This is a genomic window from Arthrobacter sp. 01T425 (assembly GCF_056398725.1).
In genome coordinates, this window is the sequence record NZ_JBFTPY010000001.1 from 714,494 (window position 1) to 734,571 (window position 20,078).

23 protein-coding genes are annotated in these 20,078 nt (G+C 69.1%); 10 read left to right on the top strand and 13 right to left on the bottom strand.

The genetic code is table 11. The features are described 5' to 3' along the window. Nucleotides 1-102 precede the first annotated feature (102 nt). The 3 genes from AC1DNG_RS03395 to AC1DNG_RS03405 all read left to right on the top strand — a co-directional run bounded on the left by AC1DNG_RS03395 (nt 103) and on the right by AC1DNG_RS03405 (nt 1,874). Complete coding sequence (locus AC1DNG_RS03395) at nt 103-468, top strand: cupredoxin domain-containing protein (RefSeq protein WP_476849573.1); 366 nt, start codon at nt 103-105, stop codon at nt 466-468. Continuing rightward, complete coding sequence (locus AC1DNG_RS03400) at nt 465-923, top strand: hypothetical protein (RefSeq protein WP_476886608.1); 459 nt, start codon at nt 465-467, stop codon at nt 921-923. The genes AC1DNG_RS03395 and AC1DNG_RS03400 overlap by 4 nt, the downstream gene beginning before the upstream one ends. Nucleotides 924-1,130: 207 nt before the next feature. Continuing rightward, complete coding sequence (locus AC1DNG_RS03405; RefSeq protein WP_476886609.1) at nt 1,131-1,874, top strand: CDP-alcohol phosphatidyltransferase family protein; 744 nt, start codon at nt 1,131-1,133, stop codon at nt 1,872-1,874. Here AC1DNG_RS03405 and AC1DNG_RS03410 read toward each other — a convergent pair. Further along, on the bottom strand, nt 1,871-3,364 hold the full coding sequence (locus tag AC1DNG_RS03410) for an FAD-dependent oxidoreductase (protein ID WP_476886610.1): 1,494 nt from the start codon (nt 3,362-3,364) through the stop codon (nt 1,871-1,873). The genes AC1DNG_RS03405 and AC1DNG_RS03410 overlap by 4 nt on opposite strands. A gap of 6 nt (nt 3,365-3,370) precedes the next feature. Beyond that, entirely contained in the window at nt 3,371-4,810 is a 1,440-nt protein-coding gene (locus AC1DNG_RS03415) for a DUF2252 domain-containing protein (RefSeq protein ID WP_476886611.1), read from the bottom strand. A 324-nt stretch (nt 4,811-5,134) separates the two neighbouring features. Between AC1DNG_RS03415 and AC1DNG_RS03420 the strand changes: the two genes are divergently transcribed. Both AC1DNG_RS03420 and AC1DNG_RS03425 read left to right on the top strand, forming a co-directional pair. Next, nucleotides 5,135-5,464 (top strand): carboxymuconolactone decarboxylase, encoded by a 330-nt coding sequence (locus AC1DNG_RS03420; RefSeq protein ID WP_476849568.1) that lies wholly within the window; start codon nt 5,135-5,137, stop codon nt 5,462-5,464. A gap of 81 nt (nt 5,465-5,545) precedes the next feature. Continuing rightward, on the top strand, nt 5,546-6,124 hold the full coding sequence (locus AC1DNG_RS03425) for a TMEM175 family protein (RefSeq protein ID WP_028276784.1): 579 nt from the start codon (nt 5,546-5,548) through the stop codon (nt 6,122-6,124). Nucleotides 6,125-6,154: 30 nt separating this feature from the next. On the opposite strand, the gene AC1DNG_RS03430 is transcribed toward AC1DNG_RS03425, so the two are convergent. The 3 genes from AC1DNG_RS03430 to AC1DNG_RS03440 all read right to left on the bottom strand — a co-directional run bounded on the left by AC1DNG_RS03430 (nt 6,155) and on the right by AC1DNG_RS03440 (nt 8,992). Next, nucleotides 6,155-6,502 carry a GNAT family N-acetyltransferase gene (locus AC1DNG_RS03430; protein ID WP_476886612.1) on the bottom strand — a complete coding sequence of 116 codons (348 nt, stop codon included), beginning with the start codon at nt 6,500-6,502 and terminating at the stop codon, nt 6,155-6,157. Between the two features lie 97 nt (nt 6,503-6,599). Continuing rightward, a complete protein-coding gene (locus AC1DNG_RS03435) occupies nt 6,600-7,637 on the bottom strand; it encodes a pirin family protein (protein WP_476886613.1) in 1,038 nt (345 codons plus the stop codon). 71 nt (nt 7,638-7,708) lie between these two features. Then, nucleotides 7,709-8,992 carry a class I SAM-dependent methyltransferase gene (locus tag AC1DNG_RS03440; protein WP_476886614.1) on the bottom strand — a complete coding sequence of 428 codons (1,284 nt, stop codon included), beginning with the start codon at nt 8,990-8,992 and terminating at the stop codon, nt 7,709-7,711. Nucleotides 8,993-9,205: 213 nt separating this feature from the next. On the opposite strand from AC1DNG_RS03440, the gene AC1DNG_RS03445 reads away from it, so the two are divergent. After that, complete coding sequence (locus AC1DNG_RS03445) at nt 9,206-9,553, top strand: hypothetical protein (protein ID WP_476886615.1); 348 nt, start codon at nt 9,206-9,208, stop codon at nt 9,551-9,553. A 210-nt stretch (nt 9,554-9,763) separates the two neighbouring features. Continuing rightward, nucleotides 9,764-10,030: a hypothetical protein gene (locus AC1DNG_RS03450; RefSeq protein WP_476849564.1), complete on the top strand. Its 267-nt coding sequence runs from the start codon at nt 9,764-9,766 to the stop codon at nt 10,028-10,030. Here the strand turns inward: AC1DNG_RS03450 and AC1DNG_RS03455 are convergent. After that, nucleotides 10,020-10,157, bottom strand: a complete 138-nt coding sequence (locus tag AC1DNG_RS03455; RefSeq protein ID WP_164468558.1) for a hypothetical protein — start codon at nt 10,155-10,157, stop codon at nt 10,020-10,022. The two genes, AC1DNG_RS03450 and AC1DNG_RS03455, sit on opposite strands and share 11 nt — an antisense overlap. Nucleotides 10,158-10,224: 67 nt before the next feature. Then, nucleotides 10,225-11,250 (bottom strand): non-homologous end-joining DNA ligase, encoded by a 1,026-nt coding sequence (gene ligD, locus AC1DNG_RS03460; protein ID WP_476855982.1) that lies wholly within the window; start codon nt 11,248-11,250, stop codon nt 10,225-10,227. Between the two features lie 70 nt (nt 11,251-11,320). Between ligD and AC1DNG_RS03465 the strand changes: the two genes are divergently transcribed. Further along, the gene (locus AC1DNG_RS03465) at nt 11,321-12,010 is read left to right on the top strand and encodes an alpha/beta hydrolase family protein (RefSeq protein WP_476886616.1); all 690 of its coding nucleotides are present in this window, start codon (nt 11,321-11,323) and stop codon (nt 12,008-12,010) included. Nucleotides 12,011-12,033: 23 nt separating this feature from the next. On the opposite strand, the gene AC1DNG_RS03470 is transcribed toward AC1DNG_RS03465, so the two are convergent. From AC1DNG_RS03470 to AC1DNG_RS03485, 4 genes are all read right to left on the bottom strand, one after another. Beyond that, nucleotides 12,034-13,257, bottom strand: coding sequence for a macrolide family glycosyltransferase (locus tag AC1DNG_RS03470; RefSeq protein WP_476886617.1), 1,224 nt, complete (start codon nt 13,255-13,257; stop codon nt 12,034-12,036). A gap of 187 nt (nt 13,258-13,444) precedes the next feature. Continuing rightward, nucleotides 13,445-16,138 (bottom strand): ATP-dependent helicase HrpB, encoded by a 2,694-nt coding sequence (hrpB, locus tag AC1DNG_RS03475; protein WP_476886618.1) that lies wholly within the window; start codon nt 16,136-16,138, stop codon nt 13,445-13,447. Between the two features lie 63 nt (nt 16,139-16,201). After that, nucleotides 16,202-16,918 carry an anti-sigma factor family protein gene (locus AC1DNG_RS03480; RefSeq protein ID WP_230011360.1) on the bottom strand — a complete coding sequence of 239 codons (717 nt, stop codon included), beginning with the start codon at nt 16,916-16,918 and terminating at the stop codon, nt 16,202-16,204. After that, the gene (locus AC1DNG_RS03485; protein WP_230011359.1) at nt 16,915-17,421 is read right to left on the bottom strand and encodes a sigma-70 family RNA polymerase sigma factor; all 507 of its coding nucleotides are present in this window, start codon (nt 17,419-17,421) and stop codon (nt 16,915-16,917) included. The genes AC1DNG_RS03480 and AC1DNG_RS03485 overlap by 4 nt, the downstream gene beginning before the upstream one ends. Before the next feature lie 537 nt (nt 17,422-17,958). Here AC1DNG_RS03485 and AC1DNG_RS03490 point away from each other — a divergent pair. Further along, a complete protein-coding gene (locus AC1DNG_RS03490; RefSeq protein ID WP_476886619.1) occupies nt 17,959-18,630 on the top strand; it encodes a hypothetical protein in 672 nt (223 codons plus the stop codon). 130 nt (nt 18,631-18,760) lie between these two features. Continuing rightward, a complete protein-coding gene (locus AC1DNG_RS03495) occupies nt 18,761-19,027 on the top strand; it encodes a hypothetical protein (protein WP_476849557.1) in 267 nt (88 codons plus the stop codon). A 68-nt stretch (nt 19,028-19,095) separates the two neighbouring features. Here the strand turns inward: AC1DNG_RS03495 and AC1DNG_RS03500 are convergent, their stop codons facing one another. Together AC1DNG_RS03500 and AC1DNG_RS03505 are read right to left on the bottom strand one after the other, a co-directional pair. Further along, entirely contained in the window at nt 19,096-19,428 is a 333-nt protein-coding gene (locus tag AC1DNG_RS03500; RefSeq protein ID WP_028276773.1) for a YegP family protein, read from the bottom strand. A 263-nt stretch (nt 19,429-19,691) separates the two neighbouring features. Next, a complete protein-coding gene (locus tag AC1DNG_RS03505) occupies nt 19,692-19,847 on the bottom strand; it encodes a hypothetical protein (protein WP_476849555.1) in 156 nt (51 codons plus the stop codon). Between the last annotated feature and the right edge of the window lie 231 nt (nt 19,848-20,078).

Here is a 20,078-nt window from a genome sequence, read left to right on the forward strand (position 1 = left end):
CGGTCAGGCGCACAATATAGCTAGTACGTTCATCCGCTCGTTTCCTCAAGCCGCTCGGGGTGGTGCGCAATGAATGCTCGTCGGAAGCTGTCATCGCTATGGGTGCTCCTGATCTTGCTGGGCGCCGGCGGGTGCGCCGGCGGCAGCGGATCGCCGGCGTCGACGTCGGCGCCCCCACCCGGCCCCGCCTACGGGGCCGGCCCGACGGCGGGCACCGCCGCCGCCACCACCATCACCATCAAGGACTTCGCCTACGGCGACCCGCTCACCGTGGCCCCCGGCGCGGCGGTCACCGTAACCAACATGGATGCCGCGGCGCACACGGTCACGGCTGACGAAGGCTCAGCGTTCGATGCCCAGGTCAAGGGCGGCGGCACTGCCACCTTCACCGCGCCGACGAAGCCCGGATCCTACGCGTATCACTGCACCTACCATCCGGGCATGCACGGGACGCTGGTGGTCAAATGAGCGCCCAGAGCCCCGGACGGGCCGTGCGGGTCCATACGGCCGGCATGACACTGCGAATCCTCACGGCCGTTGCCCTGTTCATTGACGCCGCCGTCCACATCCACCTGGCCCCGGGCTACCAGGCGGGGAACTCCGCGGGAATCGGCCAAGGGAACCTGTTCCTGCTGGAATCAGCTGCCGCTGTGCTGGCCGGGTTGTACGTGCTGCTGCGCGGCAGCAGGGCGGCCTTCGCCGTCGCATTCGTCGTCGCGCTGAGCGCCTTCATGGCCGTGGTGGCATACCGTTACGTGAATATTCCCGCGTTCGGGCCTTTCCCGTCCATGTACGAGCCCATCTGGTTCTTCGAGAAGTCTGTCAGCGCCGTGGCTGAAGGCGCCGGAGCCGTCCTGGCAGCCATCGGTTTCGTCCGGGCCGGACGGCGGACGAACGGGCAGGGCACCCAGTCCAAGCATTGACCAACCCCGGGCCGCGGACTTGCTAGCATGTGGGCGGGGTGGTTCAGGCTGAAGTCGTTTGCAGAAGGCACGAAACAAGAGGACACGGCGTCTACAGGCACGGGGTCAGCAAACGTGCCTGGAATCCGGCCTGCAGAACCGACGAGGGGCACCGCTTCCCCGGCGCCAGGGCAGACCGGGCCGGGATCGGCAGCCGCCCGCCGTGCCGTGGCGGATGCCGGCACCGCCGTCGGCGCCTATCTCGTGGTGTGGGCCTGGCTCGGCGCGGCGGTCCTCACGGATCCTGTTCCCTGGCTCCTGGCCCTGGCGGCGGGGGCCGCGGTGATCACCCGGGCCGCCGGCTCCGTTCTGCGGCGGAAACCCCCTTTTTCCACCCCCGCGGACCGCGTCACCCTCGGCAGGGCCGGCATCGTGGCCTGCTGTGCCGCCGAAACGGTGGTGGGGTTAATCGCCGGAGCCGGAACCGGACCAGACCTTCTGGTGGTGGTCCTGGGCACGGCCGCGTTCCTGCTCGATGCCGTCGACGGACGGGTGGCCCGGTTCACGGGATGTGCCACAGCCGAGGGTTCACGCCTGGATTCGGATACGGACGCCGCGCTGGTCCTGGTGCTGTCCTGCGCGGCGGCGGGAAAGTTCGGCCTGTGGCCCCTGGGCATCGGCCTGATGTACTACGCGTTCCTCGCAGCGGCCTGGTTCCGGCCGTCCCTGAAGAACCCGCTGCCGTCCAGCATGGTCCGCAGGGTCATCGGAGCCACCCAGCCGGCGGCCCTGCTGTTCGCCCTGTTGCCGGGGGTGCCTCCGCCGCTGGGAGCCATGGTGCTCGGGCCGGCGCTTGGGCTGCTGGCCTTTTCATTCGGGCGGGACGTAGTCAAGCTGGAACGGCTCCGGGCAAGCCGCGCTTCGGCCGCCGGCTCCCCCGCCATACGGGCCGGAACACCGGCAGGAACCTAACGCGGTGCGGGTCTCGGCGCCAGGTCCATCGTCGCCGGGCCCTGGATGACGGCGCCGTCGGCGGAAAACCGCGAGCCGTGGCAGGGGCAGTCCCACGTCGAATCGTCCGCGTTGAACTCGACCGTGCAACCCAGATGCGTGCAGATGGCCGAGACGGCGAGGAGGCCCCCGGCAGCGCCAGCGTAGACGGCGGTCATTTCGCCATCGATCTCCACGACGGTGCCTTCGCCGGGTCGCAGCCCGGCGACGGCCGGTTGATCCGGCAGCCGGTGTGGGGGCGGCTGGTCCGGTTGCTGCCGCACCCCGCCGGCCTGGCCGGCGGAAGGGCGGTTGGTATCGAATACCGCGGCCCAGGGGTTGTGACGGCCCGACAGGGTGTCGGCCAGGATCAGGGCGGCCGCGGTGCCGTTGGTCAGGCCCCATTTGCGCAGGCCGGTGATCACATGAAGGTGCGCCGCCGTCGGAGTCAAAGTCCCGGCGTAGGGCAACCCGTCGACGGGCATGTTGTCCTGCGTGGACCAGCGGAAGCTGGTCTCCCCGGTGCCGAGGCGTTCCCGGGAGAAAGCCGCGAGGCGGCGGTACCGCTCGGCGGCATCGCTGGCCTCGGCGGCACGGTGCCCCTCGCCGCCGGTGAGAACGAATCGGGAACCCTCAATGTCGATCGCCAGGATGGAGCGCATCGGCTCGTCGACGCTGATGAAGGTTCCGTCCAGGGGCACGGCGGGTGCCAGGCTGGCAACGACGTAGGAACGGTGCAGGTAGCAGCGCTCGGCAAACAGGCCGGCGTCGCCTACGGGGACGTTGGCGGCAATGATCACCTCGCGCGCCCGGACGGTGCCGCTCCCGGTCCCGACGACGGCGGGCACCCCGTCTTGGACCGAGGTGACGCGCGAGTCCTCCAGTACGTGGCTTCCGCTCCCGTCCACGGCGCGGGCGAGGCCTTGGAGGTACTTGACCGCGTGAAGTTGCGCCTGGCCGTCGAACCGGACTGCGCCCCGGGCACCGAACGGCAGCGGCACCTCGGAGGTAAAGACGGCTGGCAGGCCGAGCCGCCCGGCCAGGGCCGCCTCGCCGCGGACCCGGGCGAGGGCGTCGTCGGATTCTGCGTAGGTGTAATTGGATACCCTGCGGAAGTCGCAGTCGATGCCCTCCTCCGCGACGACACGCGCAATGTGCTCGATGGCGGCCTGGTTGGCCTGCCCGTACGTGCCCGCGACGTCCGGTCCGTGCCGGTCCGCGAGTTCGGTGTAGGCCAGCCGGTGCAGGGAGGTGACCTTGCCGGTGGTGTGCCCAGTGACGCCGGTGCCAATGCGGGCTGCCTCCAGGACCGCGACGGTGCTGCCGGCGCGTTTGAGGGCCAGCGCCGCCGTCAGGCCGGCGATCCCTCCCCCGACGACGGCGACGTCGACCTCAAGATCCGTGTCCAGGGAGGGATAGCGGGTGGTACCGGTTGTGGCGATCCAGAGCGAAACCTGCCGTCCTTCGAGCATCCGCGATCAGAGGCCCTCAGTAGCTTCCAGCCGCCCTGAGCGAACCGCGTCGGCGAAGGCCTGGTAGTCCTTTTCGTTCTGGTCCGCGTACCGCTCGGAGAAGTCGGTGATGGAGCGTTCGAACTTGTCGCTCTTGCCCAAGTAAGTGGCGATTGCGATCGGGTCCCCTGACCGGGCGTGGGCACGGGCGAGGGTCCAGCCGCAGGCGTTGGCGTAGAAACCCATGCCGAGCGGTTTCATGCCTTCCACAATGGCTGAGCCCTTCATGTCACGCAGTTGGCGCCAGTAGAGGTACCGGTTGTCCTGCACGCCCTTGGTCCACCCCAGGAAGATGTCGCTCGCGGCCTGCATCATCCGCTGGCCCTGCACCACGCGCTCGCCCGGCTGCTTGAACTTGCTCTTCGGCAGGTGGTCCTCGAGCACTGACCTTGTGGCCTCCTTGACCTGCAGAAACAGCGGATCCTGCTCATCGCGGCCCTGGAGCAAGGCGATGAACGCCCGTGTGCCGACGCTGCCGACGCCCACCACCTTGCGGGCGACATCGATGACCTCGAAGCGCTCCAGCAAGATTCGTCGGTCGTCTGGCAGCGTGGCCCGGTAGGAACGGAGCTGCTCACGAACCGCTTTCTGAATCCCATCCGCAGACATGCCGAATGATTCCCCCAGCTCCCGTGAGGGAATGACGATCGGCGGCTGGCTGACGATCCGGTACTCCCCGTCCACCCGCTCGGCGAGCTTGGAGAGTGCCTGCAGGCTGTCGCGGGTGTGGGCCTTGGCGACGTTCTGTTTCGCCGTCTTTTCCATGCCGTGGGCTGCCTTCTTGAGGGCCTTGCCCTTTTGGGTTGCCACGGCCAGCTCAATGGTTTCCATCAGCTGTTCCTCGGACAGACGGGCGTACCAGATGTCCAGGGTGCCCATCTGCGCGAACTCTGCCATGGCCTCGCGGTAAGCCCGAACGGCGGTGAGTGTCGCGTCGCGCGTTTCTTCCTTGGTGAACGCGTTGTTCCGCGCCGCGATGGTGAAGCTCGCGGCCATGCGTTTGACGTCGTACTCGAACGGGCCGGGCAGAGTTTCGTCGAAATCGTTGAGATCGAACAACAGGGTTCGCTCTGGTGAGGCGAAGACGCCAAAGTTGGATAGATGGGCGTCCCCGCACAGTTGGGACACCAGGCCGGCCCGGGGAGTGTCTTTCAGATCGGTTGCCATGATCTTGGCGGCGCCCCGGTAGAACGTGAACGGTGAGACCAGCATCCGGCCGTGACGCACCGGCACGAGATCTTGTTCGCGGGTGAGGTTCTGTTCCTCGAGCAGCGCGACCGGATCCGGGCGGTCGGACGCGGGTTTCCACCCAGTGTGGGCGGAGACGGGCGTCTTTTCCCGCCGCCCCTTGCCCTTCGCAGCACGCTCCTCGACACTCGGATGCTTGACTTTTTTGGTCTCGGCCATGATCAGCGACCTCCCTATTAGGTCCGGAACCACCACCGGCACTGCTTGCCTGGGTCAGTCCCCGCCGAGCGCGCCACTCCGCCTCGGCTCAAGCTACTGCGATTCTGGCCCCGAACCGGCCCATCGTCAACGCATCGCTGATGGATCCCGCAGCGCAGGCTCAAAACGCCATCTGTTCCGCAGCCGGGCGACTGACCCATCGATTCATGCGGTTCGGGTGATGCCACCCCTGGTCGTGGCGGGTTACGTTCATGACGAGTCGGGCCGATCCGCTCATGTCGCGTCACTCGGCGCACAACACTGAAACCAGATGGAGACATAACCATGGCCGAAGAAGAAGCACCTGTTCTCGCCGTCCTCGCCGACATCACCGCCGTTTCGCTCGAACGCTCCACCCTTGAGCCTCGCGAACTGATGCTGGCCCGGATTGCGGCGCTCGCGGCAGTCGACGCCCCGGGCGCCTCCTACCTGTTCAACGCCGGTACCGCCGTAGACGTCGGCATCACCTTGGAGGATGTCCGGGGCATCCTGATCGCCGTTGCACCCATCGTCGGCACTCCCCGGATCGTGGCGGCGACCACCAATCTCGTCCAGGCGCTGGGCTTTGCCCTCGAAATGGCGGAGGAAGAACTCGAAGCAGGGACCCCGGACTAGTACCCTTACTTACGAACCGCACGTCACGGCGTCGGCAGTTCCTCGTTGCATCTGCCACGATGCCCTGACTAAAGGCGGCCCATGAACAAGAACCGGCTGGAGGCCTTCAGCGACGGCGTGCTGGCGATCGTCATCACCATCATGGTGCTGGAGCTTCACGTCCCCGCCGAACCGACTTGGCCCGCCCTGCTTCACGAGCTTCCAACGCTGCTCAGCTACCTGCTGAGCTTCATCTATGTCGGGATTTACTGGAACAACCACCACCACATGCTGCATCTGGCCGGGCGGATCAACGGTGGGGTGCTCTGGGCAAACCTGCATCTGCTGTTCTGGCTCTCCCTCATCCCCTTCACCACCCGGTGGATAAATGACACGGGCCTGGCGGAGGTACCCGTCCTCGTCTATGGGCTGGACCTGCTGTTCGCCGCCATTGCCTACTACATCCTGAAAACAACCCTGATCCGCCAGCAGGGACGCGGCGGCGCGCTGGACCGGGCCATGGGGCAGGACTGGAAGGGCAAGGGATCGCCGGCGCTCTACATCGCCGGGATGGGGCTCAGCCTGGTGAACCCGCTCTTGGGGATCGCCGCCTATTCGGTGGTCGCCGCGATCTGGCTCATCCCGGACCGGCGTGTGGAGCGGTTCATCGCACACACGTGAGTCCAGAGGCGCAGGTGTGTCCCGGAGCGGCTACTGCCGGACGCGTTGGGCCAGCGAGGCGCTCAGGAACCGCAGATGCGCCGGGGCCGGCGGTACCACGTGGGCCGCATAGCCCGGGTGCTTGCCCAAGTACTTCTTGATGTAGGGACACACCGGAACGATCGTGAGGCCCGCGGCGATAGTCTCATCGAGTGCCTGCTCGGCCAGCACCCCGGCCAGCCCGCGGCCGCCATATTCCTCGTTGATCTCCGTGTGGTAGAAAATCCGCTGGCCCGCCCCGACGTCGTCCACGTAAGCGGCCTGGCCGATCACGGTGCCGGCGTCGAGCACTTCGACACGGCTGCGCTGCGGGTTGTTACTGATGGTGATCGTGGTCAATATGGTCTCCTTGAGCGGGCCGGATTGGCCAGGCAGTCGGGCTTACGGGTGCAGGGCTGGCTGGGCTTGCCAGTATGGGCCTGCCGGAATGAACAGGTCAGCCGCGGGGCCGGATGCGGGCATTCGGCAGGGCCGGGGCAGGGAGAGCGGCGGGGCCGCCGGGCGGGAACGGGCCGAACCGCAGGTCGGATGCCCGGCCGCCGGCGTCCGCGCCGGCGTCCTCAGTGCCGGCGTCCGCGCCGGAGGCCGCAGTGCCGGCGTCCGCGCCGATCTCGGACTGCCACTGGTCCCTGTACGCGACGATCTCCTCATGGCTGCGGCCGACGAAGTTCCACCACATCACGATTTTTTCGCCCAGCGGCTCTCCGCCAATGAGGAGAACGCGGGCTCCCTCGCTGCCCGCGACCAGGGTCAGGGACCCGTGGCCGACGGGCAGGTACGCGAGGTTGTCCGTCGGGACCGGCTGCCCGTCCAGGGCGAGGTTGCCCGAGTCCACGAGCAGGCCGTGTTCGAAGGACGCATCTGTTGCGAGCGTCAGCTCCGTCCCCGCTTCGAGCAGGAGCTCGGCACCGAGCAGGGGCGTGTGGGTGGTGACGGGCGAGACGGACCCGGCGAGTGCGCCCAGGAAGACGCGCATGGTCCAGCCGTTTCCGCTGACCGGCTCCGGACGGTAGTGCTCAAAGGTGGGCGCCATGTGGCGTGCCGTGTCCGGCAGCGCCACCCACAGCTGCGCGCCGTGCAGGACGGTGGTGTCCGGGGTGGAAAATTCCGAATGGCTGATGCCGCGGCCGGCGGTCATAAGGTTCACTTCACCGGGCCGCACCGCTGCGTGGAAGCCGGCCGAATCCCGGTGCTCGATTTCGCCTGTGAACAGCCAGCTGACGGTTTGAAGACCGGTGTGCGGGTGGCGCGGGACTTTCATGCCGCCGGAATCGCCGACCTGGTCCGGGCCGTAGTGGTCCAGGAAGCACCACGCCCCAATGAGGCTGCGCTGGCGCTGCGGAAGGGTGCGCCGCACATCCATCGCGCGCGGGCCGCCCAGCGGGACCTGCCGCGGAACCAAGAGTTCGACGCCAGCGCAGGTCCTGTCCGTTTCGCAAAGGATTTCCTGGGGCGCGACTTCGGTATTGCTCATGATGACAGCCTAGCTTCGCGCGGTCCGCGGGTCAGCCTTCGGCACACGGCCTGGACTTCCAGGACCGGGCCTCACATCCAGGCCGAACGGCGCAATGGGGGTTCCGCGCCGCCCGGGCGCTGGACCAGGATCTGGTTCACGCCCGTGATGCCAGCCTCGAAGCCGAGTGCGCTCGCGGCCATGTAGAGCCGCCACACCCGGGCCCTTCCCAGTCCGGCCAAACGCACGGCCTCGTCCCAGTGCTCCTCCAGGTTCCGCACCCACGCCCTGAGCGTCAGGGCATAGTGGGGCCGCAACGCCTCGACGTCCATGATCTCCAGGCCCGCCGATTCGAGTGCCGCGACCATCTCCGAGAGGCTGAGCATCTCACCGTCCGGAAAGACATAACGGGGAATGAAGGAGTCAGGGTCCGGCGGGGTCGCGCCGGCGTTCCAGGAAATCGCGTGGTTGAGCAGCCGTCCTCCCGGGCGGAGCAGGCCCTGCAGGTGGGAAGAATAGTGCTGGATCTGCTCGCGCCCTACATGCTCTGACATGCCGATGGAGCTGATCGCGTCGAACGGCCCGTCGTCCACGTCGCGGTAGTCCTGCACCCGGATGTCCACCCGGTCCGTGAGTCCGGCGTCCGCCGCCCGCTTACGGGCCAGGGCCGCCTGTTCGACCGAGAGCGTCACCCCGACGACGTCGGCCCCATAGTGTTGCGCGGCATGCAGCGCCAGGCTGCCCCAACCGCATCCCACATCCAGCACCCGCATGCCCGGCTGGAGCCCCAACTTGCGGCAGACCAGATCGAGCTTGGCGCTCTGGGCGGCGTCAAGCCCGGTCTCCTCCGACTCCCAGACCGCGCACGAGTACACCATGGAAGGGCCCAGGACGAGGGCGTAAAAGTCGTTCCCGACGTCGTAATGGTGGGAAATGGCCGCGGCATCGCGCCCCATGGAATGCCGCCGCCCGTGCCGGCTCACGCGCGCTTCCTCCGGCGGCGGCGCCGGGTTCGTCCCGAGCGCGCCGAGCCGGACGGCTGTTTTGACCAGCGCGAACACCTCGCCGGGCGTCGGCGGCCGGAACGGGCCGGGCTCGGCGAACTTTCCCGCCGCACTGATGGCCGCGAAGGCGGCGAAGATGTCGTCTGGTGCCTCGATATCGCCGGCCACGTAGGCGCGGCTCAGTCCAAGCTGCCCCGGGGACCACAGCATCCGTCGAAGTGCCCGCCGGGACCGGAAAACGACGACTGGAGCGTCTTCCGGTCCCGCTTCCGAGCCGTCCCAGGCCTTCAGCCGCAGGGGGATGCCGTCGGTGCCAAGGATGATCGCCAGCGCGTCGGCCAGCCGTGAAGCCGCATTCGTGGATGCCGTCATGTCCAGTGCCTCAATTCCAGTGCCTCGTCTCCGGTGCTGCGGGCTGAGCCCGCCAGTTCCAAATCTAAGGGCATGACACGCCCGGCAACCAGAGCTTTGGTTCCGATTCCTTTCCCCGCCCCCCTCCCCTCTTCCCTGCACACCACGCCTGCCCAAAGCATCAGCGGCGGACGCCTCTGGCGCGTGGGGGTGCTGTTGCCTATGGTGTGTCCCATGTCTGAGTCTTTCTCGTCCCTCGTGGACACGTTCAAGAATGTCGGTGTGTCCCGGGCCTACGGGCCCGCCGTGAACATCGCAGGAGAAGAGATCGTCCCGGTAGCGGTGGTGTCCTTCGGCTTCGGCGGAGGCAGCAGCCCGGAAGACGCCCAGCCCGGCAGCGGCGGAAGTGGAGGCGGGGGCGGCGGCTTCGTCTTGCCCCTGGGCGTCTACGCCAAGGGCTCCTCGGGCCGCATGACGTTCCGGCCCAACACCGTCGTCCTTCTGGTGGCGCTGGCCCCTCTGGTGTGCGCCGTTGGCGTTTCGATCCGCGGCATTCTTCGCAGTGTCCGTTCCCACCGCTAGCACCGCGGCCGCAGGGCCAAGGATTCCCCAAGCCCGTCCGGGCATCGTTGGGTCTGGCAGCCTGGGTCTCGGGCAGCCCTGTGGTCGGGCGTCGGACGGACTTGATCGACGATGAACTTATTCAGAACTGCATGTGCAGCAAGCCTGGGCGCGGCGCTCCTGATGACGGGTTGCGGCGCTCCCCCGGCCATACCGGGCCCCACAACCACGGTGACGGCGACGGCCCCGCCGTCGGTGGTGGTCTTCGATCCGCAAACCAGCGGCAAGGTTCTGGCCGAGCGGATCAAGGCCCGCGCCAAACCCACGGACCCTGGTGTCACGATTTCCGAAGTGGAGTGCAAGAACTTCCCGGATATCAAGGTCAACACGCATACGGATTGCCAGATGGTGGTTAACGGGGTCAAACGCGGGTACCGGGCCACGTTCACCGAGCGGGACGGCCACTACGTAATAAAGGCCCAGGAACTTACCTGGTAGGGGTCCCGGCGTAGGACATGGCGGGTTCCCGGTCGTCGTCGGCGTCGACCCAGGCCGCGAAGTCCTTCAGCGACATGAAGCAGTAGTAGTCGCAATACCGCAGGTTCTTCTTCTCCGACTTGCTCATGCCGGTAATTCGATGCAGGAGCGGCCACGGATGGGCCGGCGGGTGTTGCCCGTCCGCGCGGGCAGCCTCAGCCGCTGTTGCGCGCCCGGCTCGGCTGCACCCGCGGCGGTTCCCCCGGCATCTTCGGGAAGTCCGGCGGGAACGGCAGCTCCCCCAGCCCGGCTTCGAGGTCCCTGTTCCACCATTCCAGCAAAAGATCGACGGAGCCGGCGCCGCCTGCGTGCATGCCCTCCCACGGATCGCCGGAAACTTTGAGCCGCTCCGGAACGGTGGCGATCGTGAAATCAGCCGGGTCGACGGACCCGAGCTCTTCCCAGCGGATCGGGCACGACACCGTCGCGTTGGCGAGTGCGCGCGGGCTGTAGGCCCCCGCGATCGTGCGGTCGCGGTTCGCCTGGTTGAAGTCGACGAAGATGCGGGCGCCGCGTTCCTCTTTCCACCACGCGGTGGTGACTTGCGCGGGCATCCGACGCTCGAGTTCGCGGGCTGCCGCGATGACGGCGTGGCGCACGTCCAGGAACTCCCGGGTCGGCTCGATCGGGGCAAAGACGTGAAGCCCCCGGTTGCCCGAGGTCTTGATGAAGGCCTCCAGCCCGGCCTCCGCGAGTACGCGCCGCAACTCGCGTGCAACCGGAACGGCATCGACGAACCCGGTACCGGGCTGCGGGTCGAGGTCGATCCGCAACTCGTCCGGATAATCCGGTTTGCCGGCCCGGGAGGCCCAGGGGTGGAAGACCACCGTATTCATCTGCACCGCCCACACCGCGGCGGCGATTTCGTCAATGACCAGCTGGGGATGCGTGCGTCCGCTTGGATAGACGACGTCGACGGCGCGGATGAAGTCCGGGGCACCCTTGGGCGGGTTCTTGGAGAAGAATTGCTCGCCGTCCACCGTGTCCTTGAACCGCTGGAGCGTTACCGGCCGGTCCCCGTTCGCGGCCAGGAAGGCGTCCCCGACGTCCACCAGGTACCGGGCCAGGTCCAGCTTGGTCAGTCCCGGGCCGGGCCAGAGAACCCTAGCCGGGCTGGACACCCGCAACTCCCGGTCGCCGTGCGGACCGCTGACGGTGAGGTGGACTTCTTCCTTGGCCATGGGGACAACCTACCCCGGCGGCGTGGACAGTTGAAGAGCGGAACAGCTGTCCACCCGGCATGATGGACACATGACAACGCCCGAGTTCCCGATCACCCTTGAAGTCGGCGACGCCGCAGTGTCGGGCGTCTTTGCCGGCCCCGAGGACTCCTTCGCAACCCTGGTCGTTGCCCACGGCGCCGGGGCGGGAATGGACCATCCGTTCCTTGTGGGCTTCACCCGCGCCCTGAACGAACTCGGCGTCGCCACCCTGCGCTTCAACTTCCCCTACCGCGAGGCCGGACGAAAATTCCCGGACCGGCCGCCGGCTGCCATCGCCACCTGGCGGGCGGCCATGGCCGCAGCCGCGTTCCGTTCCGCGGGCCGGCCGTTGTGGGCCGCCGGGAAATCGTTCGGCGGACGCATGGCCTCAATGGCCGTCGCGGAAGGCATGCCTGCCGCCGGGTTGGTCTATCTGGGCTACCCGCTGCACCCGCCGGGGAAACCGGAAAAGCTCCGCGACGAGCACCTCTACGGGCTGACGCTGCCGATGCTGTTCCTGCAGGGCACGCGGGACACGTTCGCCACCCCGGAACTGCTCGAGGCCGTGGCGGCCAAAATCGGGCCGTCCGCGACGGTGGAGTGGCGCGAGGGCGGGGACCACTCCTTTGCCGTTGCCGGCGCGAAGCGCAGTGCCGACGAGGCGGGGGCGTCACTGGCGGCGACGGTCGCCGACTTCCTGAAAACACACGGCGATATTCCCGCGGCCGCGCTCCCCTGACCGGTCTGGCATCACGGCCCGGCCTAACCGAAGTCGCCGAACCGGCCCGCCCCGTGCTGCACACGCGCCTCGATGGCGTCGGCGGCAGCCACGGCCCCTCCCGCGCTGCGGACAACATCGCGCATCGCGGCCAGGTTGCGCCGGACCTGCTCGTCCGTATGGACCGCGGTGACCGCGGCCCGGAGCGCGTCGGACCCGACATCCTCCGGAGCAAGGCGCCTGCCCAGACCCAGTTCTTCCAACCGGCGGGCGGTGGCCGCCTGTTCCGGCTGCTGGGGCACGGCCACCATTGGGACGGCGTAATACAGCGCTTCCATGGTCGAATTCATGCCGGCGTGGGTGATGAAGACGGCGGTCCGGCGCAGTACCTGCAATTGCGGGAAGAACGGCCGGACCCGGACGTTCGGCGCAATCGTTCCGAGATCGGCCAGGCTGGTCTGGTCCCCAACGGCCATCGCGACGTTCCACTCGCTTCCGCCGAAGGCATCAAGGCACATCCGGAAGAAGTCCGGCCGGCGGTTCAGCGGGGTGGTGCCCAGCGAAATAAACAACAGCGGTCCCGTTCCCTCACGCTCCCATTCGCCGTCGGTATCCCGGCCGCCGACGCTGGGACCCACAAACCGGAACCGGTCATCGAAGGTCGCCCCCATGGGCTGGAATTCGCGGGGTAGGAACACGATGTTGAACGGCGCAGGCGGACCATCGAACATCCGCGGTGTCCGCACGCCCTGCCCGGCCGCGAACTCCGCCAGCAATCGGCCCATGGCCAGCGCAACCTTGGCCATCTCATCGGCGCCGTCCGGTGGCGGGGCAGGCATCAGCGATCTCAGCGAGAAGTGCTCGTTGGTGGCATAGGTGGGCATGAGGGCAATGGCCGGGGCACCGATCTTTTCCGCCGCCATGCTGCCGCTAAGCGTCATCGCGTCAAAGCAGATAGCGTCCGGCGGGTCCTGGCGGAGTTGATCGACCAACGCCGGAAAGCTGGTTCTGAGGTCCTCGAACACGCGGTGCATGATCGGCAGCATCAGGTGCGCCTGTGCCCGCTGCCCGGGCCCCAGGGCGGGCAGCGATGCCATCCAGTTCCCGCCGGACGCGTGAAAGTCCGCGCCGGCCTTGCGGATCAGCGGTCCGAAGTCGGCGGACGTGAAATATGTGACCCTGTGCCCCCGGGCCACGAGCTCCGCCACCAGCGGCAGGGTCGGGTTCACGTGTCCGTAGGCGGGAATGGAGACGAACGCAAGGTGCATGGCCATCACTCTTCATCGCGTGGCTGATTTTTGTTTGACGGGCAGGTTTGACCCGCCCGTTTGACCGGCCTGTTTGCCCGGCGTCCCGCGGGCCGGGAGGCCCGCCGGTGTCGTGCTCCTTCATCATGCCCCTGTTGCCCGGGCGGCGCGAGTGGTCAGTTGGCAGCGCCGGGCTGCTGGTCCGGCGTCAGTTCCGCGGCTTGGTCCGGGCTGTCGCGGGTGCGGTCCATGGGTCTTCAGGCCACGGATGCCGCGGATAGCGGCCGCGCATTTCGGCCCGGACCTGGGCGTAGGGCCCGGACCAGAAGGATGCGAGATCGTCTGTCACGGCCAGGGGCCGGCGGGCCGGCGAGAGCAGATGGAACAGCACCGGCACGCGCCCGTCGGCCAGCCGCGGCGTCTCGGCCCAGCCAAAGCACTCTTGCAGCTTGACGGCCACTACGGGCCGGCCGGTGGCGTCTGCCGCGTCCGGGTAGTCGATCCGGATCCGGGATCCGCTGGGGACCGCCAGCGACTCGGGTGCCAGTTCGCCCAGCCGGGCCGCCTCGGGCCACGGCAGCAGCCGGCTCAGCGGGCCGGCGAGGTCGATCCCGCCCGTCGATGCCCCGCCGGCCAACGCCGCGAGCTCCGGGGCCAGCCAGTCCTGAAGCCGGGCCAGCAACGCCGGTTCGGAAACGTCGGGCCATGCCCCGCCCAACTCCCGGTGCAGCAGGGCAAGACGGCGGCGCAAGCCGTCCGCCGCGTTCGACCATCCGATGGTGGCCAGCCCCTCGCTGGCCAGGGCGCGGGCCACGGCTGCGCGGCCCTCCTCCGCAGGAGGCCGCACCGGGGTGGACGAGAGCACGATCGCGCCCAGGCGGCGCTCCCGCCGGGCCGAGACCCGGCCCTGGCTAAACCGCGCCTGCAGCGTGTCGCTCAGGAGGTTGCCGGCGGCGGCCTCTGCGGTGTCCGCGGTCAGCGGCGCCGCAGAGCGGATGACGGCACCGGTCCCCGCGGCGTCGCGCCCTTGTGCGCGGGACACTTCGGCCACTCCCAGCCATTCGTGCCCGGACAGGGCGCTGCCGGCCGGCAACCCGGCCCGCGTTCCGGAGGTCAGCAGGTATTGCGCCGGCCCCTGGCCCGGAACGCGGCGCGCCACCCGGTCCGGGAAAGCCAGGGCGACGACGAACCCGACCGCCTCCGCGGCACCAACGGCCCCAGCAGATGCAAGCGGCGCGGCGCCGGATGGCTTCTGATGCCCGCCACCGGTGGATTCCTGCCGGGCGATTGACTCCATCCGCCGGACGTCCTCCGACCAGCGCCGGGATCCGGGATCCCGGCCCGTCCGCAGCGCGGCAAGCAGCCTGGTGAGGTCTGCGCCCGGTGCGCGCTGGTCCCCCGAGACCAGGGCAACGGCCTCGGCCGCCGTGCGGTAGCCCACCGTCGCGGCGCCGTCCAGCAGGGCGCGGGCCAGCCGGGGATCAGTCGGGACCCGGGCCAGGGTCTTGCCCACCTCGGTTGCGTGACCCTCCGCGGTGACGGCGCCGAGTTCCCGCAGCACTTCGACGGCCTCGTCCATCGCGGCCCGGGGCGGCGCGTCCGGCAGCGCCAGTCCCCGGCCGCCGGGGGATCCCCAGCAGGCCAGGACCAGGGCGGCGCCGGTCAGGTCAGCTGCCGCGATCTCCGGCGTCGGGTGCGCCGGCGCAGCGCCAAAGGCCCGCTGGTCATAGCAGCGGATCACCGTTCCCGGGCCCTGGCGTGCGGCACGGCCGGCACGCTGGTCCGCGGACGCCCGGGAGCAGGACACCGTCACGAGTCCGGACATTCCGCGGCCGGCGTCGCGCCGCGGCTCGCGGGAAAGCCCGGAATCGATGACCAGCCGGACGCCCGGAACAGTGAGGGAGGACTCGGCGAGTGCGGTGGAAACGATGATCCGGGCAGCCCCGCCGGGCTCACGCCCGGAGACGGCGCGGTCCTGCTCCGCCGGCGGGGCCTGGCCGTGGAGTTCCAGAACCTCGGCGCGGCTCCGGCCGCGGAGCCGCGCAGCCACGTAGGAAACCTCCCAGGCGCCGGGAACAAACACCAGGGCGTCCAGATCCCGTCCGCCAGCCAACGCGGCCGCGTGCCCGGCCGCTGCCGTGTCGGCCACATGGTCCAGGAAGGCCCGGGCCACGCCCCGCTCATCCAGCCGCGGCGCCGGCGCGGGGGCCCATTCCACGTCCAGCGGAAACAGCACGGACGGACAGTCGATGACCGGTGCCGGCCCGCCGCCGTCGTCATTTCCGTCCGCCGCCGCACCGATCAGCGCGTCTCCAATCAAGGCGGCGAAGCGGGGGGCATCGAGGGTGGCCGACATGGCGACGAGGGCGAGGTCGCCGCGCAACTGGCGGACTTCGGCGAGCATGCCAACGAGGAGGTCGGTCTCCAGCCCGCGTTCGTGGACCTCATCGAGGATCACGGCGTCCGTGCCCTCGAGCCCCGGGTCAGCGAGGAGGCGGCGCAAGAGGATGCCGGGGGTAACGAACTCGATCACGGTACCCGGGCCGGTCTGGCGTTCCCCGCGGACCGTGTAGCCCACGCGGTCGCCGAGCCGGGTGCCGTCCAGGGCGGCCAGGCGCCGGGCGGCCGCACGGGCAGCGACGCGGCGCGGCTGGGTGACGACGATCCGCGGGCGCCCGCCCCTCCCGCCGGCGGAGATGTTGGCGAGCAGCGGCGGCACCAGTGTCGTCTTGCCTGTGCCAGGAGGCGCCTGCACCACCGCGGACGCCCCCGCACCACCGGCTTGCAATGCCGCCGCGAGGGCTCCCAGCGATTCCGCAAAGGCCAGGCCAGCCCCGATGGCGCCGAGGTCGAAGAGGCCCTTCGCGCAGGCTGGGTCCAGGGGTGCGGTCGCGGAAGTCACGCCTCCATTGTCCCTGCAATGGAGTCCTGGCCATCCATCCGGCGCCGCGCCGCTGTGCCGGCGCTACGGGCGCGCGGCCAGCAGCGTCTTGCCGCTCGCGACGGCGCGGATTTCAATGCTGCGGATATCGGCTCTCGGGACAACCGTGGTGGCCGTCGGCGTCGCCACTGTCCCCGGCGTTGCCGTCCAGGTGGCCACCTGGGTCGTGGCGCCGCGGGAGTCGACAACCACCAATCCGTACTCTTCCGGCGCGCGGAGACCACCCGGCAGAGCGTAGTCGGCCGGGGACGGCGTGTACGTGCACTGCCAGTCGATCTGCGTTCCCCACGGCTGCGTGGTCAGGGATCCGGTGGCCACCATGGCGCTGTCGGCGACCGGCGTGAAGTCCAGGGCCGTCGCGGATGCGGCCTGGATCTGGGCAGCCGGGGGCGGGGAGGCCGTGACCTCAACGTAAACCGCGCCTGCGGCGGCAGCGGCGCCCAGCATGATCCCGGCGACAGCCAGGCGGGTGCGCCGGCGGCCGCGCTGGACCTTATGCGCCAGCCCGGGCTGCAACGTCGGCGTCCGCCGTTCGCCGTCCGTCCGCCCGAGGGACTGGGCTTCCTCGGGTGAGAGTGCTGCCAGCAGCGACGGCAGTCCGGCAAGGTCGGCGACGGCGGCCCTGCAGCCCGCGCAGCCGGACAAGTGCTCCTCGAACTCGCGCCGCTCCGAGGAGATGAGGGAACCCAGCACGTACGCGGCATCCCAGCGGCGGTACTCATCGGTTCCGTTCTGGTTCATGGCGTCACGCCTCCCTCCTGCAGGGCCAGCCGCATCGCCCTCAGCGCGTAGTGCAGGCGCGACTTCACCGTTCCCTCGGCCAGTTGAAGATTTTGCGCGATCTCGGCGGTCGTCTCCCGCAAATAGTACGAATGAATGACGACGGCCCGGTGCTCGGCGGACAGCCCGGCGAGCGCATCCGAGACAAGCCACCCGTCCAGGATCCTGTCGACCCGGTCCGCCTCCGGAATCTCAGGCAGCTGATCGGTTCCCGTTTCGTGCCGGCGCCGGGCGCTGCGCCGGTCATCAATGACGAGGTTGCGGGCAACCGTGTAAAGCCAGGCCCGCACCGCCGTCTCCGGGCGCCGCAGAATCGCCGGGTGTTTCCACGCGCGGATCAGCGTCTCCTGCACGACGTCATCCGCCAGGGCGCTGTCACGGGTCATCCCCATGACGAACCGCCATAGCGCCGGGCCGTAAGCCTCCTGCAGCGATCGCAGTAACTCGGCCTCCTGATCGGACATTTCCGCCTCCTTGGAGGTAGGACGACGCCGGGCGGCAAACAGTTCACTTACGCCCGGCGCGGTCGATGGCCGCAGCCGGCGTTGAACCTGCAGGCTGCCGGAACCGTTGTAGGGACAGGTCCGGCCGCCCCTGGCCGGCCATACCAAAGGAGAGCACAATGAAGATTCTTCGCCCGGCGACTGCCGCCGCGGCGTTGGGCGCCATCCTGCTGCTGGGGGCCTGCTTCGCCGGGCACACAGCGACGCCGGCACCGGCCCCCTACACAGTCCCGTCAGTTCCTGCGACGGGGACCCCCCCGCCGTCGCCCAAGGACCCAGCCGGCAACGCGGCTCCGCCGTCGACCGTTGCCCCGCCCGTTGTGCCGGCTCCGCCGTCGACCGTTGCCCCGCCCGTTGTGCCGGCTCCGCCACGGTACGCTGCCCCGCCCGCCCCGGCGCCCATGATCCGGCCGCCGGCGCCCGCCCCGCGGCGCGTCGTTCCACCGGCGCCGCGGCCCATGGTTCCGCCGCCCGCCCGGGTGCCTGCCGGAAACGATCATGATGCCGACAACAACGGAGGACCGGACGACGGTGACGGCAACAAGTAGCAGCCACGGGGCGCTTGGGCCGGGCCCCGGCAGGGGGCTCCTGTTCGGGGTGCCGGCGGCGCTAGCGGCTTTGGCCCTCAGCGCGTGCGGCAGTCCGGCCGGGAACCAGACGGCGGCGCCTGCCTCCGGCCCCACCCCGTTCGCGTGGTTCCGTTCCGGACCGGCCCCGGCAGGATGGCAGCCGCTGGAGCTTCCGGACACCACAGCCGTGCTGGCCATCCCGCCTGATGCCGCTCCCGTGCCGGGCGACCCCGGCAGCGTGTCCGCGACCGTCACCGCCCCCGACGGGGACCTCCAGATCTATCTCAATGCCACGCCGCAGCAGGGCGACGAGTCGCTGGCTAATTGGCCCGAATTCCGGCTGGCCCATCTCACGGGCGAGAACGCCGCATCCGCGAGCCGGCTGCAGTACCGCGCCGGAATGGGGTTCCGGGGAGGCACCGGTTCCTGCGTGGAAGACACCTATGTAACGCGGATCGGTGCCCACAAATACCGTGAAATAGCCTGCCTCGTTGCGGGAACCCGGGGAAGCAGCGTCCTGGTTGTGGCCACGCCGGCCGATTCCTGGGACCGATTCAGCCCCGTGCTGCAGCAAGCGGTGGACGCGTATGCCCCCGAATAGGGGCACGGCCTAATCCCCATCGAGCAGGGTGGCCTGGCCCGCTGGAGGAAGCCGGCTGGTCCTGGCCGGTTGGTTTAGTCACAGCGAAGGCGGGAGACTGGATCAACTCGATCACGAAAGTGGGAACCACATGATCAATCTCAAGCAAGACGCCGAGGGGTTCATCCGCATGAACCGGCACTTCCCGGAAAAGTCGCTCATCAGCATCACGTTCACCGATGGCTCAGAACACGTCTATTCCGGGCACCGGCTCAACGGCATCTACGACGAGGCCCTGGCAGAGTACCGGGCGCAGAACCACCTGGATGCCAAGGGGTTCTCGCGGGCGCCCAGGAAAACGGTTCAGCCCGCGAACAAGATCGAATTCGTTCCGGTGCACGCCGGAATGGACCCGTAGCGGCGCCCCTGGCCGCCTGGGCCGTTTGGGCCGTTTGCCGCGGCCGGGTCGCCGTGGGCCCTGCCGGATCAGCCGACGCCTACCGCGCCCGGCCCGTGCGCCGGGCGGCGGAGGGCGCGGGCGCGGATCCGGAGGTCGTTGTCGTGCACGCGCCGGTCGACGCCGGGCACCGGAGTCGGAGTGCTTCTCGGCCGCGGAGCCGCCGGACTTGCCGGCGGCTCCGGGCACAGATCACTGATCAGCCCCATGCCGGCGTACTCGCGCACCGCGGTGATGCCGGCAACCGCTGCAGGCTTGTCCGCGAAGCCCTTTGACACGGCCAGTACGGCCCCGTCCGGTGCCCTGAGCCGAAACCTGAAGCAGGCATCGGCGTCAACGAAGAGTTCAAATGTGCCGGCCATGACGATCCTCCCGATTCGCGGGCTCCCCGTCCGGACATCATTGCCACAGGGTGAAGGGGAAAGCGTCGCTGCTGCCCGCTGGTTTGGTTTGTCCCTGAGGCTGAACGGATGATGTCAGCCCGTCATTAAAGTCTCGCTGCGGCCGTGGAACGCCCACAAGGCAAGTCACGTAAATCCCAGGTAAATAGAAGCCAACAGCCGTGCGCGGGCTACCGCCGTCTGGGTCCGCCGCGGGCAGGAACACTGGCGCCTCCGCGGTACCCCTACAGGGGCGGCCAATGGTCGCGGCAGTAGTCACCGCGGCTGGCGCCGGGAGACCCTTGAGGGATGACGCGGTCCCAGGAGGGGGCGACGGCCTCGCTCCGCTCTGAAGGCTCGGCTGCCGCGGTGCGGCCTGCGTCGCCGGGAAACCAGGTCATGACTGAATCGTTGGACAACGTACCCCCCATTGTTCTTGGCTGGAGGCGCACCGGCTCGCATTACGGACCGCCATGCGCCTCACGCAAGACTAACCGGGAGCACTGACACCAAAACAGGGACTTTGGACCGTATCGGCGAAAGGCGGCGGGCGCCTACCCGTGACCGCCCGCAGGCCGCCGCCAACGGCTTCCCGGCGCCCAACAGCCCGGGGCGACGGGCAGAAGTGTTTC